This window comes from Nocardia caishijiensis NBRC 108228 (genome assembly GCF_001612825.1).
GTDB classification, from domain to species: Bacteria; Actinomycetota; Actinomycetes; order Mycobacteriales; family Mycobacteriaceae; genus Nocardia; species Nocardia caishijiensis.
In genome coordinates this window covers 1-26941 of record NZ_BDBE01000013.1, presented here as the reverse complement: position 1 = coordinate 26941, position 26941 = coordinate 1, and the positions used below count along the sequence as shown (strand labels likewise).

Annotated in this window: 6 protein-coding genes; 5 read left to right on the top strand and 1 reads right to left on the bottom strand. The window is 68.4% G+C overall.

Features of this window, described 5'->3' with window-relative positions:
- Window position 1: 1 nt before the first annotated feature.
- Complete coding sequence (locus NC7_RS03485) at window positions 2-18166, bottom strand: hypothetical protein (protein WP_067978640.1); 18165 nt, start codon at window positions 18164-18166, stop codon at window positions 2-4.
- A gap of 236 nt (window positions 18167-18402) precedes the next feature.
- Between NC7_RS03485 and NC7_RS03480 the strand changes: the two genes are divergently transcribed.
- The 5 genes from NC7_RS03480 (at window position 18403) to NC7_RS03460 (ending at window position 26723) form a co-directional block, all read left to right on the top strand.
- Entirely contained in the window at window positions 18403-20211 is a 1809-nt protein-coding gene (locus NC7_RS03480) for an Hsp70 family protein (RefSeq protein ID WP_084457897.1), read from the top strand.
- Window positions 20208-22682, top strand: coding sequence for a LuxR C-terminal-related transcriptional regulator (locus NC7_RS03475; RefSeq protein WP_067978632.1), 2475 nt, complete (start codon window positions 20208-20210; stop codon window positions 22680-22682). Before NC7_RS03480 ends, NC7_RS03475 begins: the two co-directional genes overlap by 4 nt.
- A 51-nt stretch (window positions 22683-22733) precedes the next feature.
- Window positions 22734-23852, top strand: coding sequence for a hypothetical protein (locus NC7_RS03470; RefSeq protein ID WP_067978627.1), 1119 nt, complete (start codon window positions 22734-22736; stop codon window positions 23850-23852).
- 99 nt (window positions 23853-23951) lie between these two features.
- Window positions 23952-25313 (top strand): S1 family peptidase, encoded by a 1362-nt coding sequence (locus NC7_RS03465; RefSeq protein ID WP_067978625.1) that lies wholly within the window; start codon window positions 23952-23954, stop codon window positions 25311-25313.
- Between the two features lie 90 nt (window positions 25314-25403).
- Window positions 25404-26723, top strand: coding sequence for a S1 family peptidase (locus tag NC7_RS03460; RefSeq protein ID WP_236573140.1), 1320 nt, complete (start codon window positions 25404-25406; stop codon window positions 26721-26723).
- Window positions 26724-26941 lie beyond the last annotated feature (218 nt).

The window sequence follows — 26941 nt, the reverse complement described above, 5'->3', positions numbered from 1 at the left end:
CTCAGAGGAGTCCGCCGCCGAGGAGGCCACCGTCGTCGGCCTCCGGGGTGGTCGTGCTCGACGAATCGCCAAGCAGGCCGGTGTCGGTTGCGCCGAGGCCCGGGCCGAAGGCGCCGCCCACATCCACACTGTCGAGGGTTTCGGTGACGCCGCCGGTGGCCGCCTCCGTGGTGTCGAAGACCCCGCCGGTCGCCGCCTCGGTGGTGGCGGACAGGCCGCCCGTCGCCGCCTCGGTGGTGCCGGAGGTGTCCGGCGGTGTGGTCGGCATCGGCGTGTAGTCGTAGCCCGGAACCGGGGCCTCGACCGCGTCGCCGACCGTCGAACCGACGCCGGTGAGGGTGTCGAACGGTTCGCCCGTACCGACCACCTCGGTGGGCACCTCGCCCAGGAGGCCGCCGCCGGTGAGACCTTCCACCGCGCCGAAGCCGGTCTCCAGGCCCGAACCGACGACCTCGCCGACCGGGTTGTCCTCGTAGGGCATGGTGTGCATGGTCGGCAACAGCTCGTCGACCAGGTTGCCGGTCACGTCGCCGCCGGGGAGCACATCGTCGGCGTCGCCGCCGGGGAGGACGCCACCGAGGAGGCCACCGGTCGCGCCGTCGGTCGGGAGGACGCCGTCGAGCAGGCCGCCCGTTGCCTCGCCGCCGGGGAGGACGCCGTCGAGGAGGCCGCCGCCGGTGGAGTCGCCGGTGATCGCGCCGGTCACCGCGTCGAGGGGGCCGAAGCCGGTCTCCAGGCCGGTGCCCGAGGGGTTCGGCTCGCCGGGGGCGATGCCGGTGAGGCCCGCGTTGTCGAAGGTGTTGCCCAGGTCGAAGCCCAGATCGTCGTCGCTGAGGCCAGCCAGGCCCGCGGTCGAGGCCGCCGCGCCGGTGAAGGCGCTCGCGGCGTTCGCCGCCGATGCCGCGCCGTCCGAGGCCGCGGACGTGGCGTTGCTGTACGGCGAGGAGTTCGTCGAACCGGTGTTCTCGTGGGTGCTGCCGGTCAGGCCGCTACTGAACAAGCCCGCCACCGCGGTCGGGTTCAGCACGTCGGTCATGCCGTTCATGACGCCGCCGACACTGTCGACATTGCCGCCGACGCCGGTGATGTCCTCGAAGTTGGAGCCGTTGATCAGGCCGTCGACCAGGTCGTTGCCGATCGGGCTCTGGTCGATCGCCGCGCCGATGCCGTTGGCGGTGATGTCCTGGAAGGCGGCGCCGTTGAGGACGTCGACCACACCGTCGTCGACCACGTCGTTGAGAATCGGGCTCTCGTCGATGGCGGCACCGATGCCGTTCGCGGTGATGTCCTCGAAGTTCGCGGCGCCGAGCAGGCCGCCCTCGCCACCGAGGAGGCCGGAGGCGACGCCGCCGTCGACCACGTCGTTGAGGACGTTCGACTCGTCGATCGCCGCGCCGATGCCATTGGTGGTGATGTCCTCGAAGTCGCCGCTGAGGACGCCACCGGCGAGGCCGGTGATGTCACCGGTGTCGACCACGTCGGACACGTCGTCCACGGCGGCGCCGATGCCGTTGGCGGTCACGTCGTCGACGTCGACCACATCGGTCCAGTCGTCGAAGTTGCCGTTGAGGACGCCGCCCGCGCCTGCCAGGCCGCCGTCGCCGTTCAAGACGCCGCCCGCACCGGCCAGGCCGCCGTCACCGTTGAGGACGCCACCCAGGTCGTCGACGTTGCCGCCGATGCCGGTGATGTCCTCGACGTTCACGTTGTTGAGGATCGCGCTCTCGTCGATCGCCGCGCCGATGCCGTTGATGGTGGTGTCCTCGGCGCCGCCGAAGAGGCCGCCGTCGCCGCCCGCCGCCAGCAGGTCATTGGCTGCGCCTGCCGCGCCGAGCAGGCCACCGTCGCCGTTGAGAACGCCGCCCGCACCGGCCAGGCCACCGTCGCCGTTGAGGGCGCCGCCCGTGCCGAGCAGGCCGCCGTCGCCGTCGCCGGTCACCGCGCCGACGATGCCGCCGACCACGTTGCCGTTGCCGATCCCGTCGCCCGCCGCCAGGTCGTTGAGGACCGAGCTCTCGTCGATCGCCGCGCCGATGCCGCTGGTGGTGATGTCCTCGAAGGTGTTGCCCGACAGGATGCCGCCGTCGACCACATCGGACACGTCGTCCACGGCGGCGCCGACGCCGTTGGCGGTGATGTCCTCGAAGGTGTTGCCGTTGAACACGCCACCCGCACCGGCCAGGCCGCCCTCGCCGTTCAGGACGCCGCCCGCACCCGCCAGGCCGCCGTCACCGGTGAGCAGTCCGCCTGCCACACCGGCGACGCCGCCGTCGACCACATCGTTGAGGACCGAGCTCTCGTCGATCGCCGCGCCGATGCCGTTGGCCGTCACGTCGTTGATGTCGACCAGATCGGTGGGGTCGGTCAGGTTGCCGCTGAGAATGCCGCCGTCGCCGCCGCCGAGGCCGTTGAGGACCGAGCTCTCGTCGATCGCGGCGCCGATGCCGTTGGTCGTGATGTCGGTGAAATCGGCGAAATCGGTGACGTCGTTGCCGCTGAGCACGCCACCCGCACCGGCCAGGCCGCCCTCGCCGTTCAGCACGCCGCCCGCCACACCGGCGATACCGCCGTCGACCACATCGTTCACATCGACCGCGTCGGTGACATCGTGGGCGCCGATCCCGGTCAGGTCACCGCCGACCAGTCCGCCACCGAGCGCACCGGCGAGCGCACCGTTGCCGAGGCCGCCGAAGTTGTTCAACGACTCGTCGACCTGGCCGCCGATGCCCTGGATCTGCACGTCTTCCCAGGCGCTGGCGATCCCGTTGCCGATGCCGCCGACGTCTTCGCCGATGCCGTTGATGTCGTTGAATCCGGCGCCGAAAATGTTGTTGTTGCCGCCGATATTGATGTCACCCATGTCACTCACATCCCCAATTCCAGAAAGGTCAAGGTCGCCTACCACCCCGGTCACGTCGCCGACAGCGCCGACGACTCCGGTCACATCTCCCGCGATGTCACCGAAGACGCCGGTCACATCACCACCGATATCGCCGATGTCGACCGAGCCGGTCACATCGCCGATCGTGTTCGCCAGATCCAGGTCACCGATCAGTCCGGTCGCGCCGGTGAGGTCACCGAACGAGCCGGTCACGTCGCCGACCACCTCGCCGACGGCGCCGGTCACGCCGACGCCGGTGAGGTCACCGACCGAGCCGATCAGGTCGCCACCGACACCGGTGAAGGTGCCGGTCAGGTCGCCCGTGAAGGCGGCCACGTCACCGGCGATACCGGTGAAGTCTCCGAAGAAGGCGGTGAGGTCGCCGACCGAGCCGGTCAGGTCACCGCCGATGCCGGTCAGGTCGGCGACGAAACCGGTGACGTCGCCACCGAAGCCGGTGAGGTCGCCGAAGGAGCCGGTCACGTCGCCGAACACATCGGACAGGTTGCCGCCGATGCCGGTGAGGGAACCGGTGATGTCACCGACCGAACCGCCGACGCCGGTCAGGGAACCGGTGATGTCACCGACCGAACCGCCGATGCCGGTGAGGGAACCGGTGATGTCACCGAACGAGCCGGTGATATCGCCGATCGAACCGCCCACTCCTGCCACCGAACCCACCAGGTCGCCGCCGACACCGATCACGTCGCCGACGTTCGCGGTGAGGCCCTCGACCGTGTTGTTCCAGTCGCCGGTCACATTCACCAGTTCGCTGAGCGCGCCGCTGCCGAAGCCGGTGATCTCGAGTGCGTTGTCGCTGAGGCCCGCGATCATGGCCGACCAGTCGCCCGATACTCCGGTCACGTCACCGAAGACGTCGCTCACGTTCAGGTCCTCGAACGCACCGGACAGGTCGCCGAAGGAGCCGCTGATATCGCCGATCATGTTCGACCAGTCGCCGAACACATTCGTGACGTCGCTGAACGAGTCGGTGATGCTCACCAGGTCGCCGACCCAGGTGACGTCGCCGGTCCCGCCGCCTCCGCCCCCGCCTCCGCCACCGTTGCCGCTGAGGATGTCGCCGATCGTGCCCGAGATGTCGTTGCCGCTCAAAGGTCCGGTCATGTCGCCCACCGTGCTGGTCAGGTCACCGGCGAGGCCGGTCACGTCGATGTCGGTCAGGTTGGTGATGAGGTCGTTGTCGGTGATGTCGCCGGTGTCGATGAGGTCGCCGGTGATGTCGCCGATGGAGCCGATGTCGGTCAGGTCGCCGTCGATCAGGTCGCCCGTCACGTTGCCGACGAGGCCGCCGTCGATGAGATCACCGGTCACGTCGCCGATGGAGCCGACGTCGGTCACGTCGCCGACGAGGTTGCCGACGTTGGTGAAGTCGTTGTCGATGAGATCGCCGATTCCGTTGAGGTCACCTGCGACACCGGTGAGGTCACCGACCAGGTCGCCGTCCACCAGGTCGCCGGTGATGTCGCCGACGCCGGTGAGATCGCCTGCGACGCCGGTCAGGTCACCTGCCACGCCGGTGAGGTCGCCGCCGACCAGATCGCCGGTGATGTCACCGATGGAGCCGACGTCGGTCACGTCGCCGACGATTCCGGCAAGGTTGCCGACGTTGGTGAAGTCGTTGTCGATCAGTCCGGCGGTGAGGTCACCCGCGACGCCCGTGAGGTCACCGGTTACGCCGCCGTCGATCAAATCGCCGGTGATGTCACCGATTCCGGTCAGATCGCCCGCGACCCCGGTCAGGTCGCCGTCTACCAGATCACCAGTGATGTCACCGATTCCGTTGAGATCGCCCGCGACGCCCGTCAGGTCACCGATCAGGTCACCGTCCACGAGGTCGCTGATTCCGTTGACGTCACCGGCGACGCCGGTCAGATCGCCGACCAGATCGCCATCGATGAGGTCCCCGGTGACGTCACCGTTGATGAGGCCGCCGGTCACGTCACCGACGGTGCCCACGTCGGTGAGGTCACCCACGATGCCTGCGATATTGCCGACGTTCGTGAAGTCGTTGTCGATCAGATCGCCGGTGATGTCACCGACCGAGCCGACGTCGGTCACGTCGCCGACGAGGCCGCCATCGACCAGGTCACCAGTGATGTCACCGATGGCACCGACGCCGGTCAGATCGCCCGCGACGCCGGTCAGGTCGCCGACGACGTTTCCGTCGATCAGATCGCCGGTGACGTCGCCGATATTGCCCACGTCGGTCAGATCGCCGACAAGGCCACCGGTGATGTTGCCGACGTTCGTCAGGTCGCCGACCAGGCCGCCGTCCACCAGGTCACCCGTGATGTCGCCGACCGAACCGTCGATCAGATCGCCTGTCACATCTCCGATGGCGCCCACTCCGGTCAGGTCACCCGCGACACCGGTCAGATCACCCGCCACTCCGGTCAGGTCACCCGCGACACCGGTCAGATCACCCGCCACTCCGGTGAGGTCCCCGCCGATACCGCCGTCGACCAGGTCACCGGTGATGTCACCGACGCCCGTGAGATCGCCCGCGACTCCGGTCAGGTCACCGACCAAGCCGCCATCCACCAGGTCGCCGGTGATGTCACCGATCGAACCGTCGATCAGATCGCCCGTCACGGCGCCGACACCGGTGAGGTCGCCCGCAACACCAGTCAGGTCACCTGCCACGCCGGTGAGGTCGCCGTCGAGCAGGTCACCGGTGATGTCACCGATTCCATTGAGGTCGCCCGCGACTCCGGTCAGGTCACCGACCAGGCCGCCGTCGACCAGGTCGCCGGTGACGTTGCCGACGTTCGTCAGGTCACCCGTGATGTCAACGATGCCGCCCACCCCGGTCAGGTCGCCGACAATGCCTCCGTCGACGAGATCGCCGGTGATGTCACCGATTCCGTTGAGGTCGCCCGCGATTCCGGTCAGGTCGCCGTCCACGAGGTCGTTGGTGATGTCGCCGATGGACCCGACGTTCGTCAGATCGCCGACCAGACCGCCATCCACCAGGTCACCGGTGATGTTGCCGACGTCCGTCAGGTCACCGACCAGGCCGCCGTCCACCAGGTCACCCGTGATGTCGCCGACCGAACCGTCGATCAAGTCGCCCGTCACGTCACCGATACCGATTCCGGTGAGATCGCCCGCCACGCCGGTCAGGTCGCCGACCAGACCGCCATCCACCAGATCACCCGTGATGTCGCCGACGGAACCGTCGATCAGGTCGCCTGTCACATCGCCCAGCGAGCCGTCCACCAGGTCGCCTGTCACGTCGCCGATTCCGGTGATGTCGCCGTCGAGGAGGTCGCCGGTGATGTTCCCGACGTCGGTCAGATCGCCGCCGGTGATGTCGCCGACGAGGCCGCCGGTGTTCGTGATATCGCCGATCACGCCACCGATATCGCCCGAGTTGGTGATGTCGCCGACCAGATTGCCCAGGTCGCCGGTGTTGGTGATGTCACCGTTGAGGATGCCGCCGACCAGGTCGTTGTCGGTGATGTCGCCGTTCACGAGGCCGCCCGCGATGCCGGTGATGTCGCCGGAATTGTCGAAGAGGTCGCTCGCCAGGCCGGAGAGGTCGAAGTTGCCGATGAGGTCGCCGGTGCCGACATCGCCTGCGATGCCGGTGACCGCGGCGGCCAGGCCGGTGAGGCCGATCAGGTTGGCCACGTCGCCGGTGTTGGTCACGTTGCCGACGTTGTCGACCAGGTCGCCGGTGATCTCGTTGTCGGTGATGCCGCTGAGCACGTCGCCGTTCACCACGCCGTCGACGATGTCGTTGTCGGTGATGTCGCCGTTCAGCACGCCGCCCGCGGCGCCGGTGATGTCGCTGAGCACATCCCCGTCGACCACGCCGCCGGTGACCGCCGACAGGTCGTTGAGGAAATCGCCGGTGAGGACGCCGCTGTCGGTGATGTCGCCGACGATGTCCCCGTTGACGATTCCGCCCGCGACGCCGGTCAGGTCGCCGTCGACGAGGTCACCGGTGATGTCGCCGACGAGGTCGCCGACCACGTCACCGTTCACCAGACCACCTGCGACACCGGTGATGTCGCTGAGGTTGTTGACGATGTCGCCGTTCACCAGCCCACCGGTGACATCGCCGTCGACCAGGTCACCCGTCACATCTCCGACGATGTCGCCGTTGAGAATTCCGCCGAGGCTGCCGGTCAGATCGCCGTCGACGAGATCTCCGGTGATGTCGCCGACGAGATCGCCGTTCACCAGGCCTGCGGTGAGATCTCCCGCCACCCCGGTCACGTCACCGTTCGTGATGTCACCGACCAGATCGCCGTTCACCAGACCGCCGGTGATACCGCCGTCGACCAGGTCGCCGACGACGTCGCCACCCACGAGCCCGCCGGTGATGTCGTTGTCGGTGACCGAACCGACCAGGCCACCGATATCGCCGGAGTTGTCGATGAGATCACCGACGATGTCGCCGTTCACCAGTCCGGCAGTGAGATCACCTGCGACACCAGTCAGATCGCCGTTCACCAAGCCACCTGTGATGTCGCCTGTGTTGGAGACCAGGCCTCCTGCGACGCCGGTGATGTCGCCGTTGATCAGGTCACCCGCCACCCCGACGAGACCGCCGTCGATGAGGTCGCCGGTCACGTTGCCGTTCACGAGGCCGCCGGTCACGTTGCCGACTACGTCGCCGTTCACCAGACCACCGGTGACATCGCCGACGAGATCGTTGTTCACCAGGCCTGCGGTGAGATCCCCTGCGACTCCGGTCAGGTCGCCATCGACCAAGTCACCGGTGATGTCACCGTTGACGAGTCCGCTGGTGATGTCGCCGGTGTTGGAGACCAGGCCACCGGCCACGCCGGTGAGGCCGCCGTCGATCAGGTCGCCTGTCACGTCGCCGTTCACCAGGCCGCCCGTGATGTCGTTGTCGGTGATCGATCCGACCAGTCCACCGAGATCACCGGAGTTGTCGACGAGGTCGCCGGTGATATCGCCGATCGCGTCGCCGCCGACCAGGCCACCGGTGATGTCACCTGTGTTCGAGATCAGGTCGCCCGTGTTGGAGACCAAGCCTCCCGCGATGCCGGTGATGTCGCCGTTGTTGGTGATATCGCTGAGCACGTCCCCGTTCACCAATCCCCCTGCCACACCGGTCAAGTCGCCATCGACCAGGTATCCGGCGATGTCACCGTTCACCAATCCGGTCGTCAGATCGCCTGCCACGCCGGTCAGATCGCCGTTCACGAGGCCGCCGGTGATATCACCGTCGACGAGATCGCCGACCACATCGCCGTTGACCAGGCCAGCGGTGAGATCGCCTGCCACGCCGGACAAGTCGCCGGAGTTGTCGAGTAGATCGCCGGTGAGATCGCCGTTCAGGAGTCCGCCCGCGATGCCGGTCAGGTCGCCGTCTACCAGGTCGCCGGTGAGATCGCCGTTCACCAAGCCGCCGGTGAGATCGCCTGCGATGCCTGTGAGGTCGCCCGTGTTGCCGGTGATGTCACCGACAGACCCGATGAGGCCGCCGATGTCACCGGCGTTGTCGATGAGATCGCTTGCGACACCGGTGAAGTCGCCGTCGACCAGGTCGCCGGTGAGGTCTCCGTTGACGAGGCCTCCGGTGAGGTCGCCTGTGTTGATGATGTCGCCGACCACGCCGCCGATCGTGCCCGAGTTGTCCAGGAGATCACCGGTGATGTCGCCGGTGTTGTTCACCAGGCCGCCCGCTGCGGCGGTCAGATCGCCCGCTACGCCGGTCACGTCGCCCGCGCCGGTGATGTCACCGACCGATCCGATGAGACCACCGATATCGCCGCTGTTGTCGATCACAGCGCCGGTGAGATCGCCTGCGATGCCGGTGATGTCGCCGTTCACCAGGCCACCGGTCACGTCACCCGCCACACCGGTGAGATCACCGTTCACCAAGCCACCGGCCAGGCCTGTGATGTCGCCGTTCACCAAGCCGCCGGTGAGATCACCCGCCACACCGGTGAGGTCGCCGTTCACCAAGCCCGAGGTCAGGTCGCCTGCCACTCCCGTCAGGTCGCCGTTCACCAAACCTGCGGTCAGGTCACCCGCCACACCGGTGAGGTCGCCGTTCACCAATCCCCCTGCGACACCGGCGATATCGCCATTGTTGGTGATGTCGCTCAGGATTCCGCCGGAATTGTCGACCAGGTCCCCGGCGACACCGGTCAGGTCACCGCTGTTGCCGGTGATGTCACCCACCAGCTCGCCGGAGTTGTCGATCAGGTCACCCGCGACACCGGTCAGGTCGCCACTGTTGCCGGTGATGTCACCCAACAGCTCGCCGGTGTTGGTGATATCGCCGACCACGCCGCCGATGGCGCCCGAGTTGTCGACCAGATCGCCGACCACGGTGCCCGAGTTGTCGACCAGATCGCCGGTGATATCGCCGTTCACCAAGCCGCCCGCGATGCCTGTCAGATCTCCGCTGTTGCCGGTGATGTCACCGACCACGTCTCCGGTATTGCTCACGAGTCCTCCTGCCACACCGGCGATATCGCCGTTGTTGGTGATGTCGCCTACCGAGCCGATGAGGCCTCCGATGTCACCTGTATTGGTGATGTCACCGACCACGCCTCCGATGTCGCCCGTGTTGTCCAGCAGGTCGCCCGTGAGGTCGCCGCTGTTGCCGGTGATGTCACCGACCGAACCGATCACGCCGCCGATGTCGCCGGTGTTGCCGGTGATGTCGCTGAGTACGTCGCCGTCGACGAGGCCACCCGCCACGCCGGTCAGGTCGCCCGCGACGCCGGTCACGTCGATGAGGTCGCCGGTGATCTCGCTGATGTTGCCGACGTTCGTGAGGTCACCGACGGTGCCGTCGATCAGGTCACCGGTCACGTCGCCGTTGACCAGACCACCGGTGATGGTGCCTGTGTTGTCGATCAGATCGCCCGTCACGTCGCCGTTGAGCAGGCCGCCCGCCACCCCGGTGAGGTCTCCGGCGATACCGGAGATGTCACCGGTGTTGCCGGTCAGGTCGCCTGCCACGCCGGTGAGATCCCCTGCCATACCGGTGATGTCGCCTGTGACGCCGGTGAGGTCGCCGGTGTTGCCAGTGAGATCTCCCGCGATGCCGGAGATGTCGCCGACGATGTCGCCGGAGTTGTCGAGTAGGTCGCCGGTGATGGTGCCGCTGTTGTCGACGACATCGCCCGCGACACCGGTCAGATCGCCGCTGTTGCCGATGTCACCGACCGACCCGACGAGATCGCCCGCCACGCCGCTGACATTGCCGACGTTCGTCAGGTCGCCGACGGTGCCGTCGATCAAGTCGCCGGTCACGTCCCCGTTGACCAGGCCGCCCGCCACTCCGGTGATGCTGCCCGCGTTGTCGATCAGATCGCCGGTCACGTCACCGTTGACCAGGCCGCCCGCCACTCCGGTGATGCTGCCCGCGTTGTCGATCAGATCGCCGGTCACGTCACCGTTGACCAGGCCACCCGTGATGTCACCGTTGACGAGGCCACCGGCCACTCCGGTCAGGTCGCCCGCGATGCCGGTGACGCCACCGTCGATCAGGTCACCGGTGATGTCACCGCTGTTGCCGATCGTGCCGATCACATCGCCCGCTACGCCGGTGATGGTGCCGGTGTTGTCGATGAGGTCGCCCGTCACGTCGCCGTTGATCAGCCCGCCGGTGAGGTCTCCGGTGTTGTCGATGAGGTCGCCCGTCACGTCGCCGTTGACGAGGCCCCCGGCCACACCGGTCAGATCTCCGGCGATGCCGGTGACATCCCCGTTGACGAGGCCAGCGGTCAGATCGCTCGTGTTGTCGACGAGATCGCCCGTCACATCTCCGTTCACCAGCCCGCCGGTGATATCTCCGACAGTCCCGTCGATGAGGTCGCCTGTCACGTCGCCGTTCACGAGGCCCCCGGCCAAGCCGGTGACGTCGCCGATGTTGCCGGTCAGGCCGCTGACGTTGCTCAGTACGTCTCCGCCGATGCCGGTGACATCTCCGACGATGCTCGGATCGCCGACGATGCCGGTGAGATCGCCCGCCACACCGGTCACATCGCCCGCGATGCCGGTGACGTCGCCGGAGTTGCTCAGCAGGTCACCCGCCACCCCGCTGATGTCACCGACCGTGCTGGTCAGATCCCCGGTGTTCCCGGTGAGGTCACCGGCCACGCCCGTCACATTGCCGACAAGGTCGCCGCCGACGCCGGTCACCTCGCCGATTCCGCTGAGGTCACCGGCCACGCCCGTCAGGTCACCGACGACGCCGGTGACGTCGCCGGAGTTGCTGAGCAGATCGCCCGCCACCGCGGTCACATCGCTCACAGTGTTGGTCAGGTCTCCGCTGTTGCCGGTGATGTCGCCGACCGAGCCGACCAGGTCGCCCGCGACACCGGTGATGTCACCGGTGTTGTTGACCAGGCCACCCGCAACACCGCTCACGTCACCGATGGAGTTGGCCAAATCGCCCGCGACACCGGTGATATCGCCGGAGTTGCTGAGCACGTCGCCCGCCACGCCGCTCACATCGCCCACTGTGTTGGTCAGATCGCCCGAGTTGCTGAGCAGATCACCGGCGACCCCGGTCACGTCGCCGACGGTGTTGGTCAGATCGCCCGAATTGCCGGTGAGGTCGCCGAGCAGGTCGCCACCGACGCCCGTCACGTCACCGATCGAGCCGACAGTGCCGGTCAGATCCCCTGCCACCCCGGTGAGATCGCCCGCGATACCGGTGACGTCGCCGACGAGATCGCCACCGACGCCGGTGACGTCGCCGATCGAACCGACCGTCTGCGTCAGGTCGCCAGCCACACCGGTGAGATCACCTGTGTTGCCGGTGATGTCGTCGAGCACGTCACCATCGATGGCGGTCAGGTCGCCTGCCACGTCACCGACGGAGCCGACTGTCTGGGTGAGATCACCTGCCACACCGGTCACGTCGCCGACGTTCCCGACGGACTGGATGAGATCACCCGCGACACCGGTCAGGTCACCGACCGTATTGGTCACGTCGCCCACGGAGCCGACCGTGTTGGTGAGGTCACCGGCCACGCCGGTCAGGTCTCCCGCGATACCCGAGATATCGCCGACGGACTGGGTGAGGTCGCCCACTGAGTTGGTCCAATCACCCACGGAACCAACCGTTCCGGATACGTCGCCCACGGTCTGGGTGAGATCACCTGCGACCCCTGTCACGTCGCCCACCGAGCCGACGGTGTTGGTGAGGTCGCCAGCCACCCCGGTGACGTCGCTGATCGAACCGACCGTCTGCGTCAGGTCGCCCGCCACGCCAGTCAGGTCGCCCGCCACGCCAGTCAGGTCGCCCGCAACGCCGGTGACGTCGCTGATCGAACCGACCGTCTGCGTCACGTCGCCCGCAACGCCGGACACATCTCCCACCGAGCCGATCACGTCGCCCGCGATGCCCGTGACCTCACCGACCGAGCCGACAGTGTTCGTGAGATCGCCTGCGACACCGGTCAGACCGCCCGCAACGCCGCTGATGTCCCCGACGGACTGGGTGAGGTCGCCGGCGACACCGGTCACGTCGCCGACGGACTGTGTGAGGTTGCCGACCGTATTGGTCCAATCCCCGACGGAACCGACCGTGTTGGTGAGGTCGCCCGCGACGCCGCTCACGTCGCTGATGTTGCCGACAGTGTTGGTGAGGTCCCCGGCCACACCGCTCACGCCCCCGACAGTGTTGGACAGGTCGCCCGCGACACCGCTCACGTCACCGACGGTGCTGGTCAGGTCGCCCGCGACACCGGTGACATCGCCGATCGAACCGACCGTCTGCGTCACGTCGCCCGCTACGCCGGTCAGGTCACCTACGACGCCGGAGACATCGCCCGCGATGCCAGTCAGGTCACCTGCGACGCCGGATACGTCGCCCGCGATGCCGGTCAGGTCGCCGACCGTATTCGTGAGATCACCGATCGAACCGACGGTGTTGGTGAGATCCCCGGCCACGCCGCTCACGTCGCCCACGGTCTGGGTCAGGTCTCCGGCGACACCGGACACATCGCCTGCCACGCCCGTGAGATCACCGGCTACGCCGGTCAGATCGCCCACGGTCTGGGTGAGATCACCTGCGACCCCTGTCACGTCGCCGACCGAACCGACGGTGTTCGTGAGATCACCGGCTACGCCCGTGATGTCACCCGCGACGCCCGTCAGGTCACCGACCGAGCCAACGGTATTGGTGAGATCCCCTGCTACGCCCGTGATGTCACCCACCGAGCCGACGAGGTCACCTGCCACGCCCGTGACCTCGCCTATCGTGTTCGTCCAATCACCCACGGAGCCAACTGTGTTGGTGATATCGCCCGCGATGCCGGTGAGGTCACCGATCGAGTTCGTCAAGTCGCCAGCCACGCCGGACACGTCGGTGATCGAGTTGGTGAGGTCGCCCGCCACGCCGGACACATCGCCGACTGTGTTCGTCACTTCGCCGACCGAACCGGCGATGCCGGTGAGATCGCCTGCTACGCCGGTGAGGTTGTTCGTCACGTCGCCGATCGAGCCGACGATGTTGGTGAGATCCCCGGCTACACCGGTGATGTCACCGGCGACACCGGACAGGTCACCCGCGAGCCCTGTCACATCGCCGACTGTCTGCGTGAGGTCGCCTGCCACACCGGAGACATCGCCGATCGAGTTCGTCAGGTCGCCAGCCACGCCTGACACATCGCCGACGGTTTGGGTCAGATCTCCTGCCACGCCGGTGACATCGCCCACGGAGCCGACCGAGCCGGTCGCATCACTCAGGAGGTTGCCGCCGACTCCGGTGATGTCACCGATCGTGTTGGTCCAATCACCCACTGAAGCAATGGTGCTCGTGAGGTCACCGGCAACGCCCGTGACATCTCCGGTCGTGCCGGTGACATCGCCGACGGTGTTCGTCAGGTCGCCCGCGACACCGCTGACATCGCCCGCGATGCCGGTCAGGTCTCCTGCCACGCCGGTGAGGTTTTCGGCCACGTCACCCACCGAACCGACGGTGCTGGTCAGATCTCCAGCCACACCGGTGATATCGCTCGCTACATCGCCTACCGATCCGACGGTGTTCGTGATGTCGCCCGCTACGCCGGTCACGTCGTCGACGGTTTGGGTGAGGTCGCCTGCCACACCAGAGATGTCACCCGTCATGCCGGTGACGTCGCCGACAGTCTGGGTGAGATCACCTGCCACGCCCGAGATGTCGCCCGTCATGCCGGTGACGTCGCCGACAGTCTGGGTGAGATCACCTGCTACCCCGGAGATATCGCCGACCGTGTTGGTGACCTCGCTGATGGAGCCGACGGTCCCGAGGAGGTCGCCGCCGACACCGGTCACATCGCCGATGGCACCCGCGATGCCCGAGACGTCGCCGACGGTTTGCGTCACGTCACCCACGGAGCCGACGACATCGCCCGCCACGCCGGTGAAGTCGCCTGAGTTGCTGAGCAGGTCGCCCGCGACGCCGGTGATGTCACCTGCCACGCCGGTCAGGTCACCGATCGAGCCGACGGTGTTGGTGAGGTCCCCGGCCACACCGGTCACGTCGCCGATCGACTGGGTGAGATCGCCTGCTACGCCGGTGAAGCCGTTCGCAACGTCACCCACCGAACCGACGGTGTTCGTCAGGTCTCCCGCCACACCGGTCAGGTTGTTGGCAACGTCGCCGACGGAGCCAACTGTGTTCGTCAGGTCACCGGCGACACCGGTCAGATCGCCCGCCACACCAGTGACATCGCTGATCGAGCCGATCGTGTTGGTGACATCCCCGCCGACGGAACCAATGTCACCGACCACGTTCGTCAGATCACCGACAGAACCGATCGTGTTGGTCAGATCACCTGCTACACCGGTCAGGTCACCGGCTACACCGGTGACATCACTGATCGAGCCGACGTCGCCGACAGAGCCGATCGTGGTGGTGAGGTCACCGCCGACGGAGCCGACATCGCCGACCACGTTCGTCAGATCACCGACGGAACCGACCGTGTTGGTCAGATCACCTGCCACGCCGGTGATATCGCTGATCGAGCCGATGTCGGTGATGTCGCCCGCGACGCCGGTCAGGTCGCCGACCGAGCCGACATCGGTGAGGTCACCGGCGATGCCGGTCAAGTCACCGCCTACGGTTTGGGTCAGATCGCCTGCTACACCAGTGAAGTCGCCTGCCACACCGGTCAGGTCGCCTACCGAACCGACAGTGTTGGTCAGATCGCCGCCGACGGAACCGATGTCGCCGACGACGTTCGTCAGGTCGCCGACGGAACCGATCGTGTTGGTCAGATCGCCACCGACACTGCCGACATCCCCGACGCTCTGGGTCAGGTCGCCTGCCACGCCGCTCACGTTGCCCGCGATGCCGGAGACATCCCCGATCGAGCCGATCACGTCCCCACCGACTACGTCGCCGACAACGTTGCTGACCGATCCGATGTCACCCGCCGTGCCGATGACGTCGCCCGCGACGCCGGTCACATCCCCTGCGACTCCGGTCACGTCGCTGACGGAGCCGACGAGATCGCCTGCTACACCGGTGATATCGCCAACCGAGCCGACCGTGTTGGTCAGGTCGCCGAATGTGTTGGTGAGATCGCCTGCGACGCCGGAAACATCGCCGCCGATGACATCGCCGACGACATTGCTGACCGAACCGATGTCGCCCGCGGTGCCGATGACATCGCCCGCGACACCGGATACGTCGCCCGCGATGCCGCTCACGTCACCTGCGACGCCGGAGATGTCACCGACCGAGCCGATGAAGTCGCCCGCGACGCCGGACACGTCGCCACCGACGAGATCGCCTGCGACACCAGTGATGTCGCCGATGGAACCGACCGTGTTGGTCACATCGCCGAACGTGTTGGTCAGATCGCCCGCAACGCCGGTGACTTCGCCGACCGAACCGGCGACGCCGGTGATGTCGCCGACGGAGCCGAGGACGTCACCACCGACGGACCCCACATCGCCGACCACAGCGCTCACCGAGCCGATATCGCCCGCCGTACCGATGACGTCTCCCGCCACGCCGGAAATATCGCCGGTGGAACCGATGTCGCCGACGACGTTCGTCACGTCACCTGCCACGCCGGTGATGTCGCTGATCGAACCGAGATCGCCGCCGACCGCAGTGAGGTCGCCGAGCGAGTTGGTCACCTCGCTGATCGAACCGAGATCGCCGACGGTGTTTGTGAGGTCACCCGCGACACCAGAGATATCGCCGATGGAGGCGAGATCGCCTGCCACACCGGTGAAATCGCCCGCGATGCCGGTTACCTCGCCGACCGAACCGGCGATTCCGGTGAGGTCACCGACCGACTGGGTCACGTCGCCGACGGTGCCGATTCCACCTTCGAGAACGTCACCGACAGAACCGATGTCGCCGACCGAACCGAGTACATCGCCGCCGATCACCGTGCCGACCACATCGGTCACGTCCCCCACGGACACAACCGAACCGAGCACATCGCCGCCGACCGCATCGACGCCATCGCCACCGACGATGTCGCCGACCACACTGCTCACATCCCCACCGACAACGTCGCCGACCACACTGCTCACATCACCGATGGAGCCCACATCCCCACCCACATCACCGATGTCGGACAACACATCACCCACCGACCCGACATTCCCCACGTCGGTCAGATCACCGACGACAGACCCCACGGTGTTCGTCACGTCGCCGACCGAGCCGATCTCGTTCAGCACCTCCGACACCGACCCCACATTCGTGACATCACCGATCACGTCACCCACAGACCCGGCCCCGTTGAGCACCTCGCTCACGTTCCCGATCCCACCGACCACATCACCCACGTTCGACCCGTTCAGCACATCGCTGACCCCGCCGATGGTCGCGTCGTTCAGCACCTGGTTCACCACATCGCTCACGTCACCGACGGAGCCGATAGTGGTGACGCCGCCGAGAACATCACCCACGGAACCGATTCCGCTGATGTCGCCAGCGGACCCGATCACGTCGCCGACAGTTCCCACGTTGTTGAGCGCGGACAGGAAGTTGCCGATGGCCAGTTCCTCGAGCACGTGCCCGACGTCGCCGATGTCGCTGAAATCGTTGAAGACATTGCTGATCGGGCTGATGCCGTTGAGGACACCGCTCACACCGCCGAGCGATCCGGATACCACCGACACGGGTGCGCTGAGGTTGCCGAGGAAGGCGTCGCCGAGTTGGACGGCGTTGAAGGCGTCGGTGAGTTCGGCGGCGATGTTCGCCGCTTCGTTGAGTGCGTTGATACCGGTGATGTCGCCGAGCGTGCTGCCGTTGGCGAGGCTCGCGATATCGCCGATGTTCGCCCCGCTGATCAGGTTGGTGATGTCGCCGAGTGTGTTGCCGCCGCCGATCACGTCGCCGAGTGTGTTGGTGAGCCCACCGACATTCACCACATCACCGATCCCGGTGACATCACCGAGGTTGCCGAGGATATTGGTGACGTCGCCGAGGCCGTTGATGTCGCCGAGCGAGTTGGTCAGGTTGCCGACGTCGTTGAGTGTGTCGCCGAGATTGCCCACATTGTTGAGCACGTCGCCCAAATTGCCGATATCGCCCAGATTCGCGATATCGCCGAGATTCACCCCGCCCAGATTCGTCCCGTTGAGCACATTGCTGAGCGGATTTCCGTTGAGCAGATTGCTCACCGGATTGTTGAGCACGTCCCCGGTGAGAATGTCGGGGCTGAAGATTTCGTTGTCCCCGTTGCCCTGATTGTTGGTCGTGTTACCGCTGTTGGTGTTGGTGGTATTGCCGCTGTTGTTGTTGGTGGTGTTTCCACCGGTGCCACCGCCGGGTCCGCCAGGTCCGCCGGGCCCGCCGGGTCCGCCGGGTCCCCCTGGCCCACCGCCGGGTCCTCCGGGTCCGCCCGGCCCGCCGGGGCCACCGGGCCGAACGCCCCCACCACCCCCGCCGGGCCCACCGGGCCCACCATGACCTCCGCCGCCATGCCCTCCACGGCCCCCACCGCCACCGGGCCCCAACCCACCCTGCCCCGGCCCGAACCACCGTCCCGGCCCGTAGAACATCGACGGCCCGGCCCCGGCACCGGAGAACGCCGCACCCTGCCCACCACCGGATCCGAACCCGCCGCGACCTCCCCCGAAGCCACCACCGCCGCACCCGACGATGCCTCGCAGCGGCGCACTCCCGGCGTCGCACACGCCACGCGCCACCATGGGCGCGCACGCGGCGATGTATTCGGGGGTGGCGCACAGCTGCGCCTCCTCGATGACCTTGTCCGGCGCGTTGCAGTACGCCGCCGCGGCCTTAGGATCGCGCAGCAAATCGAGAATGAACTGCAGGATCGCGTTCTCCAAGGGTGTGGTCATCGGAATCAGCTCCTCCGGGATCGGCAAGATGTTTCGAAGCTATGACCGATGGGCACCCCCTCGTAACGGGGCAAATCCCTATCCCTCGGATGGGGTGCCCGTTAGGGGATCGAGGGCCGTTAGGGGATCGGCCCCGTTGTTGCCGTGTGCGGCGGTAACAGCAGACCGTCAGCAACCGACAATCGAGATAGCTCTCTCGATGGTCTCCGTGCTCACGCGTCTGCAGAGGTTCCCTGATGACATTCGGTCTCGCGCTCGGCATCACCGTCGGTGCATCCCGTTCAGTTGCCGTCGCGACGGCGGCCGATGGTGGTGAACCCGTCGCGGTTGTCCAGCGACCCAGTGCGGTAGAAGTAGCCACGGCCGGTCCGGCGGTGGTGATCGAAGGTTTCCTGGCGCGGGTCGGTGACCCGGTGCGAATGCTGGCCGAGGACGGCTCGTCGCATGCGGCGGCCGACCTGGTCGCCACTGCCACCACCCGGCTGATCGACGAGGTCGCCGCCCAGGTTGACGGCGAGCCGACGGCGGTGGCGTGCCACCCCGGCTGGTGGACGGATGACCAAGTGCAGGCGGTGCGTTCGTCGCTCGACGACGCGGGCGCCGACGCGGTGGTCCTCGTCCCCGAACCGGTCGCCGTGATCCGCCGCTACGAGGCCGAGCGCGGCCTGCTCGACGAGGGCGCGATGATCGTCTACGACCTCGGCGCGAGCGGCCTGACCGTCTCCGTCGTCCGCACCGGCGAGAAGTCGGGACTGCTGGCCACCCCGCCGCACGACACGGAGATCGCGGGCTCGGAATTCGATTTGCTGACAATGCGCTATGTGCTCTCGCACGCGTTGGGCGAGCGGGAGTTCGACCCGTTCGATCCGGCCGTGGAGAGCGAGCTGGCCGCCCTGCGCGAGCGCGCGCGCCTGGCCAAGGAAGAACTGTCGCTCGATACCGCCACCGTGGTCGAGGTCGGCGAGCTCGGCGACGCCGCGACCGTGCGTATCGTCCGCCACGAACTGGAGGACCTGTTGCGCGGCCGCGTACAGGATTCCCTCGACCTGGTGCGCGAGGCCGTCGACCGGGCGGGCATCCAGTTCGCCGACGTCACCGCGGTCCTGTTGAGCGGTGGCGGCGCGCAGATGCCGCTGGTCGCGGAGCTGGTGTCCGCGGAATTCGCGTTGCCGGTCGTCGCGTGTGCCGACCCGGCCACGGCGAGCGCGGCGGGCGCTGCCGAACTGGCCGCCGATCTGCGCGCGGCCGAGTCCACCCCGCTGGTGCTGCCCATCGAGGCGCCGACCGCGACCGAGGAGCTCGCCCCGGTCTCCCTCGACAAGACCCTGCCCGTCGTCGACGACGAAACCCCGCCGAAGAAGGTGGTCACCGGCAAGCGGTTGGCGGTCGTCGGCGCGGCGGTCGCCGTGTTCGGCGCGCTCACCGCGGGCACCTTGGCGATGTCCCCGCAGTTCGCGACGCCGAGCACCCCGGATTCGTCGACGGTGAACCCCACCGAGGCCGCGCCGAAGAACAGCGGGCCGAGGCAGGCGGTCGCACCGATCGCCACCTTCGACGCGAACGGCAAGCCGGTGGTCGGTACGCCGACCGTCGACGCGAACGGTCAGCCGGTTCCTGGCGCTCCCCTGCTGGATGCGACGGGTCAGCCGATTCCTGGCACCGTCACCCCGGCCGCTCCGGTGAACGCGGCGGGCACGCCGCAGCCCGGGGCCGCGGGTCCGGCGACCCAGCAGCAGTCCGGCGGCGGCGCGCCCGTCCAGCAGCAACCGGCCCAACAGCAGCAGCCCGCGCAGCAAGCCCCCGCACCGCAGGCACCGGCACCACCGTCACCCGCCCCCCAGCAGCCCGCACCTCAACAACCGGCCCCGCAACAACCCGCCCCGCAACAACCGGCGCCCTATACCCCGCCGGTTCCGCAGGCGCCGAGCGTGCCGAATGTCGGCGCGGTCCCGGGCCAGGTGCTCGACGGCGCGGGCGAGGTGGTGGAGGGCACCGTCGGCGGCGTCACGAAACTGCCCGGTGAGCTACTCGGAGGCGGCAATTGAGCTCCATCGCGCTCGACACAGTGCCCTATGCCCGTGAGATCCTGCGAGCCGTCGACACCGCCACCGACCAGCCGGTCGTGCTGTTGCTGTCGGGTCGCTCCGGTACCGGCAAGTCGGTGTTGCTCGACGCTGTGCGTCGTCGGCTGCGCGGTCGCGGCGCCGCCGTGATCGGCCGGACTCCCGAACCGGCCGACAACGGCGCCGTCGTCATCGCCGACGACCTGCACGACCTCGCGCCCGCCGAACTCGACGCGCTACGCGCGGAGGTGGAATCCGGTGCCCGTTCGCTCATCTGCGCCACCCAGCCGCGTCCACACCACCCTCAGCTGCGCGCCCTGAGCGACGCGATCGCCAGGCAGGGACGGCTGATCGAGATCCGCGGCCTCGGCTGCGGTGAGATCGGTTCCTTCGCCCGCGAACTCGGGGTCACAGTGCCGCGTCCGCTGGTCAACCACATCCACACCCAGACCGCGGGCATCCACGGCGGTGTGGTCGCGGCCCTGCGGGCAGCGGGTCAGGCCAAGCTCGACGCCGGTCTGCCCGCCGTCGACGCGGCGCTGTCGGGTTGGGCCCGTTCGCAATTGGCGGGTTCGGACCCCGCGCTGCTCGACACCCTCGTCGTCGCGGCGACCGGAACCGGTCTGGACGCGGGTGAGCTCGCCGAGGTGCTCGGCGTGGACCTGCCGGTGGCCGACGACCTGCTGGCACGGGCCAGGGCGAGCGCGCTCGTCACCGATGCCGACCTGTTGCTGAGCGCGGCCGTTCCCCAACTGCGACTGTTGCTGGGCGATCGCCGGTTCGTCGCCGTGCAGCGCAGGCTCCTCGACACTCGACTCGACGCGGGTCTGCTGCGCGACCACACCGGGCTGCTGCTGGCCGAGTCCGGTGTCCGCGACGAACGCCTCGCCGAATTCCTCTGCGCGGCCGCGCGACAGCAGCGACCCGATGCCGCCCGCTACTACGCGGCGGCCGTCGCGGCAGGCACCGATCCGCGTCGGGTCACCCTCGCCTGGGCCGAAGCCGCCGCGAAAGCTGGCGACGACGCCACCGCCCTCCGACTGGCCGAACCGCTGCTCGACGGCGCCGATGTCGACACCGCCGAACTCGCGGCCGCCGTCCGCATCTGCGCGAGCGTGCTCACCCGACGCGGCCTGGTGAGCCGGGCCGCCGCCCTCTACCGCTGGCTCGGGGCGCACCGGGTCGGCGCCGACTGGGCGGTCGCGGCGACGGTGCTCGCCCTCTCCGGCGACAGCGCCGCCGCCGAGGAAGCCGCGGCCGACGCCGAACACTGGCCGCCCACCCAGGCCGGTGCCGGGGCGAGGCTCATCGCGAACGCCCTGCTCACCTCCCTCGACCCGCACGGCGCGACCACCGCCGCCGCGATCTCGGCACTGGTCCAGGCCGCGCGCACCGACGGCACCGGCACCACGCCGTGCAGCGCGGTGACCGTCGGCGCCCTGCTCAGCCTGAGCGCGGGCGAACCACGCCGCGCCGACGACGCGATCCGCGCCGCCGACGGCGAGGGCAACCAGCTCGGCGTGCTCGCGGCCTGGACCGCGTTGCGCATCGGCGACGAATGCAAGGCCGCCGAGACCGTTGCCGGGATCGACCTCGCGTCTCTCGCTCCGCGCGACCGCCTGCTCGCGCACGCCCTCGCGGTCGGCCTGGCCCGCCGCAGCGGTGACGCCCAGGCACTGCACACCGCCTGGACCGCCGCCTTCCCGCTGTTCGACGAGGTCGACGTCGACCTCCTGAGCCTGCTTCCCATCGGCGAACTGTGGTTGGCCGGAATCCAACTGCGCGACGAGGGCCGCATCCAGCCGCTCGTCGAGTCCGCCACCGCGCTGCTGCGCCGCCTCGGTCGCGCACCCGCCTGGACCAACGCCTTCCACTGGTACGGGGTGCAGGCCGCGATCGCCAAGTCCTCGCCCCAGCAGTTGCTGCCGCACGCGCACGCACTGAAGAACGCCGCCGCCGACGGCGACCCGCATGCCGCCGTCCTGGCCGACGCGGGCCGCACCTGGCTGCTGGTGCTGCGCGGTCAGGTCGACCTGACCGCCGTGCACAACGCGGTCCTGGCCCTGGCCCACCAGGGCCACACCTTCGACGGCGCCCGGCTCGCCGGTGACACCGCCCGCGTGATCGACGACCCCGCCGCCGCCAGCGCCCTGCTGAAACTGGCCCGTTCGGTGCGTATCCCCGCCCGCCCCGAACCGGCCAAGACCGGCGACGAAGCGGCATCGGGTCAGCCGCCCGCGATCGAGCAGCGCGCGCTCAGCGATCGCGAACGCGAGGTCGCCGAGCTGGTGCTGCTCGGTCTCACCTACCGGGAGATCGGCGCGCGGCTGTACATTTCCGCCAAGACCGTGGAGCATCACGTGGCGCGTATCCGACGCCGGATAGGCGCACGCTCACGATCGGAATTATTGTCGATGCTGCGCGCGATGGGACACGGTTCACTCCTGGTGTGACCGCCGGACTCGCCGCCGCCCACCACGGACGTCGAAGCGAGAGGTAACCGGATGGCCACTGGAGTCGGCTTGCGCATCGCCGACGACGAGTGTGTCGCCGCGGTGGTCATCGACGACGGGTCGAAGCATTTCGTCGAGCGGTCGTCGGTGCTGCACATGTCCGACGACGGCGACGCCGCCCTCGGCGACGCGCCACTGTCCGGGCACGCGCACGCGATCTCCGGCTTCGTCCGCGCGATCGGCGACCCCGCCGGTGTCGACGTCGACGGCGGCGAGGCCTATCGCGCCGAGGATCTGCTGGCCACGGCCATGTTCTGCCTCATCGATCTCACCACCGAGCACCTGAGCGGCCCGGCCGAGTTCTACGCGACGCATCCGGCGCAGTGGTCGCCGGAGGTGGTGCGCGGCGTCCGTGAGGCGCTGGACTACCTTGGTCTGAAATCGGTGGCGTTGCTGGGTGAGGACGAGCTGCCCCAGCCCGCCGAAGGCGTCGAGCCGGGGAAGGCGTTCGCGTCGTCGGCGGCCGAGGCCGCGCTGGTCGCGGTGCTGGCCACCCCGGCCGGTGCGACACCGCCCGACCCGATCGTCACCGAGAACTCCCTGGTGAAGACCGATGTGATGCCCGCCGTCGAGCCACCCGTGGTGGTCGCGCAGGCCTATTCGGCGGCGCTGCCGGTGCAGCATCCCACCAAGGCGATGGCCGTCACCGCGCCGCCACCGGCCCCGGTTGCCGCACCCGCTCCGGCCAGGACGAAGACACCGCTGCTGATCGCGGGCGCCGCGCTGATCGGGCTGGTGCTCGGTGGTATCGCGGTGTCGGTGGTGCTGCGCGGCACCGAACCGACCGAGCCGCCGACCATCTCGGACGCGCATTCGGAAACGACACAGCACCCGGCGCCGACCCCTGTGCTCGCTCCGCCGCCACCGGCGACGACCAGTGCGGAACCGGTCGTCACGACCACCCCGGATCCGACGACGACCACCGAAGAGCCGACCACCACCGAGGCGCCCACGTCGACGACGCCGCCCCCGGCGACGACCACCACCCCGTCCGCGCCGAGCCGAACCACGACCACCCGGCCGTTCCCGTTCCAGCCCAGGCAGCCCGGCGAGCTCCCGCCGCCGCTCGAGATCCCCGGCTGGCGCAAAACCGAAGCTGGTAGCGGGTAACCGCACCCCATCGCCGGGCGTGCCTTAGAGTGATGCGCTGACCGACATACCCGCCGCCGGCGGTGGTCTCGGTCACTCGTTCGGTGACGAAGGGATTTCATGCGCAAGTTGGTGGCGCGTCGCGCCGCGGTCAAGGCAGCCTCCGCCGGGTTCGCCGCGACCGTTCTTCTCGCCCCTCTGCTCGGCTCCGGTTTCGCTACCGCGCAACCCGCTGCGCCGCAGCAGCTTTCGGCTGACGCCCTACCCGCCGAACTGGTGACAGCCATCTCGCGCGACCTCGGCATGAGCCCGACCGAATACCTCGACCGCGCCGCGCGCGCCCAGGAGCTGCGCGCCTACGCCGCCGACTTCCGCGCCGAGAACCCCGACACCTTCGCCGGTGCCTGGCTCACGCCCGAGGGCAAAGCCGTTGTCGCGGTGACCGATGCCGAGACCGGCCGCCTCGCCGCCGCCGACGGCTACCAGACGCACCTGGCCCCGATCTCGGCCAGCGGTCTGGAAGGCGCTCTGCTGCAACTGAGTCAGTGGATCTCGACCCTGCCGAGGGAGATCTCCGCGCCGATCAGCTCGATCGCGATCGACGTGCTCAACAGCCAGATCGTGCTCAACGTCGCCAATTCCAGCACCGGCCATCTGCTGAACCTGCCGACGCTGATCGCCACCATCAAGGTGGTCATCACCCCGGGCGGCGGCGGCGAGGTCGTCAACCGTCCGATGGGTGGCGACACCTACATCACCGCCGCCAAGGACCTGCACGACGCCGATCTGCGCGGTGTCGATGTGTGCTCGTTCGGTTTCGCCAGCACCGACGCGGCGGGCAACGCGCTGAACATCTCCGCGGGACACTGCAATCCGAATGTCGACCACGGCACTCCGGCCGCGGTGTACGTGCCGAACGTGCGCGATATCCCCAACAGCCCCGAGGTCGGCCAGTTCGCCATGTCCGTGCTCGGCGGGCCGGGCGCGCTGGACTACTCCGTCATCAAGCTCAACGAGCGCGCGGTGAACGCGGGCATGGACCAGGCCCGCGTGCGCGGCGCCAACGGCACCACCCTCGCCATCACCGGCACCGCCGATCCGGTGACCGGTGCGCCGGTCTGCAAGACCGGTCAGTCGTCCACCTTCACCTGTGGTTTCGTGTCGGCCGACCACGTGGAGACCCAGCTGTTCACCGCCGAAGGTGTCAGCAAGACGATCCGAGGTTTCGCCACCAGCGCCTGCACCCTCGGCGGTGACAGCGGCGGCGCGATCGTGTCGGGCACCCTCGCGCTCGGCATCACCAGCGGCTCCAACGCCGCCGAGGCACCCAACTGCACCGAGGCCAACACCCAGCTCGCGCCCTTCGGTGGCACCGCGACCCTCGGCGTCCCGATCCGGCCGATCCTGGCCGACATCGAGGCCAACTCCGGTGGCGGTCTCGGCAGCGGAATCATGGTGCGTACCAACCCCAACGCGCGCTAGTACCCGACGAATCACCGAACGGACCGGGTGAGTGAAATCTCTTGCCCGGTCCGAGTAGGCATAACCGGTCCGAGCCCATATAGTTCGATCATGCTCCTGCCACGTATGGGTCGCGCCCCCCTCGCACGAAGCTCGAGACGAGCTCGCAAGTCCGTGATCGCCGCCTCGGCGGCGATTCTGCTGTTCGGACCGACGATGGCAGTAGCCGACGCCGAACCCGCCGTCGACCTGCCCGCCCAGCTGATCGAGGCCGTGAGCCGCGACCTGAAGCTGTCCCCGCAGGAATACCTGCGTCGCGCCGACGAGGCCCAGCAGGTCGCCGCGTTCGCCACCACCGCGCAGCGTCAGTTCCCGCAGGTGTTCGCCGGTTCCTGGCTCAACGACCAGGGCAACGCCGTCGTCGCGCTGGCCCACGGTCCCGGCGCCGACGAAGCCAGGGCCGCCGCCGAGTCGGCCGGTTTCGAGGTGCGCAACGTCGCCAAGAGCGAATCCATGCTGCGCGGTGAGAAGACCGCGTTCGAGAACTGGCTGGCCGCCGCGCCGCCGGAGATCGCCAACCTCGTGCGTGGCGTCGTCATCGACACCGTGAACAACGCCATCGCCGTGCGCGTCGACCAGGCCGGGCTGCCGCTGCCCAGCTTCATCGACCCGGCGCGCGTCGTCGTCACCGCGCCGCCGGTGGCCGGTGAGAAGGTGGCCCTCGACGCCACCCCCGTCGCGGGCAACGGCACCGGCCCGATCGCCGGTGGCCAGGGCTACGCCTCCATCGCGGGCAACAGCTCGCTGCGCTGCTCGTTCGGTTTCAACGGCACCGACCGTTCCGGCAACGTCATCAACATCTCCGCGGGCCACTGCAACCCCGACCTCGAGTCGGCGGGCACCGGTTCCGCCGCCGCCGTGTACGAGCTGAACGGTGACCGCGCGGGCGCCCAGCTCGGCACCTTCCAGAAGTCCATCCTCGGCGAGCAGGACTACTCGATCATCCGGGTGAACGACAACGCCCGCGCCCGCTTCGAGAACAACCTCGTCACCGTGCCCGGCGCGGCCCCCATCGCCGTCGACGGCGTCGGCATCCCCGTGGTCGGCGCGCCCGTGTGCAAGTCGGGTTCGCGGACCGGGTTCAGCTGCGGCATCGTCAACGGTGTCGACCAGACCGTGCAGGTCGGCGACCGTCAGCTCACGCAGAGCTTCTCCGCCAACATCTGCGCGCTGCCCGGCGACTCCGGCGGTGCGATCGTCACCGGCCGCCTGGCCCTCGGCATCTCCAGCGCGTCGTCGGTCGCCGACTACCCGATCTGCGAGATCCCCAACATCATCGGCGCCATCACAGGCGACACCCCCCAGCTCTTCGCCCAGCCGCTGAGCGTGGTGCTGTCGGACAACCCCGGCGTGGCGGTTCGTACGAACTGATGCCCGGGCGGGCAGTGAGCATGCCCTGAACACGACGTAAGGCCGGTAGCTATCTCGCTACCGGCCTTACGTCGTGTTGGGGGGTGGAGTCGAGAGTGCCTCGCCGCACTACCTCGGGTTTGTGCACCACAGCCGCACTACCTCGGGTTTTGTGAATACCACAGCGCGGAACTACCTGGGTGTTTTGTGCACCACAAAGGTATTGGGCTGTGTTTGTT

Bases quoted from the DNA above. Each gene is read 5' to 3' on its own strand.
- NC7_RS03485 (WP_067978640.1), bottom strand. From the start codon at position 18,166: ATGACCACACCCTTGGAGAACGCGATCCTGCAGTTCATTCTCGATTTG.
- NC7_RS03480 (WP_084457897.1), top strand. From the start codon at position 18,403: ATGACATTCGGTCTCGCGCTCGGCATCACCGTCGGTGCATCCCGTTCA.
- NC7_RS03470 (WP_067978627.1), top strand. From the start codon at position 22,734: ATGGCCACTGGAGTCGGCTTGCGCATCGCCGACGACGAGTGTGTCGCC.
- NC7_RS03465 (WP_067978625.1), top strand. From the start codon at position 23,952: ATGCGCAAGTTGGTGGCGCGTCGCGCCGCGGTCAAGGCAGCCTCCGCC.
- NC7_RS03460 (WP_236573140.1), top strand. From the start codon at position 25,404: ATGCTCCTGCCACGTATGGGTCGCGCCCCCCTCGCACGAAGCTCGAGA.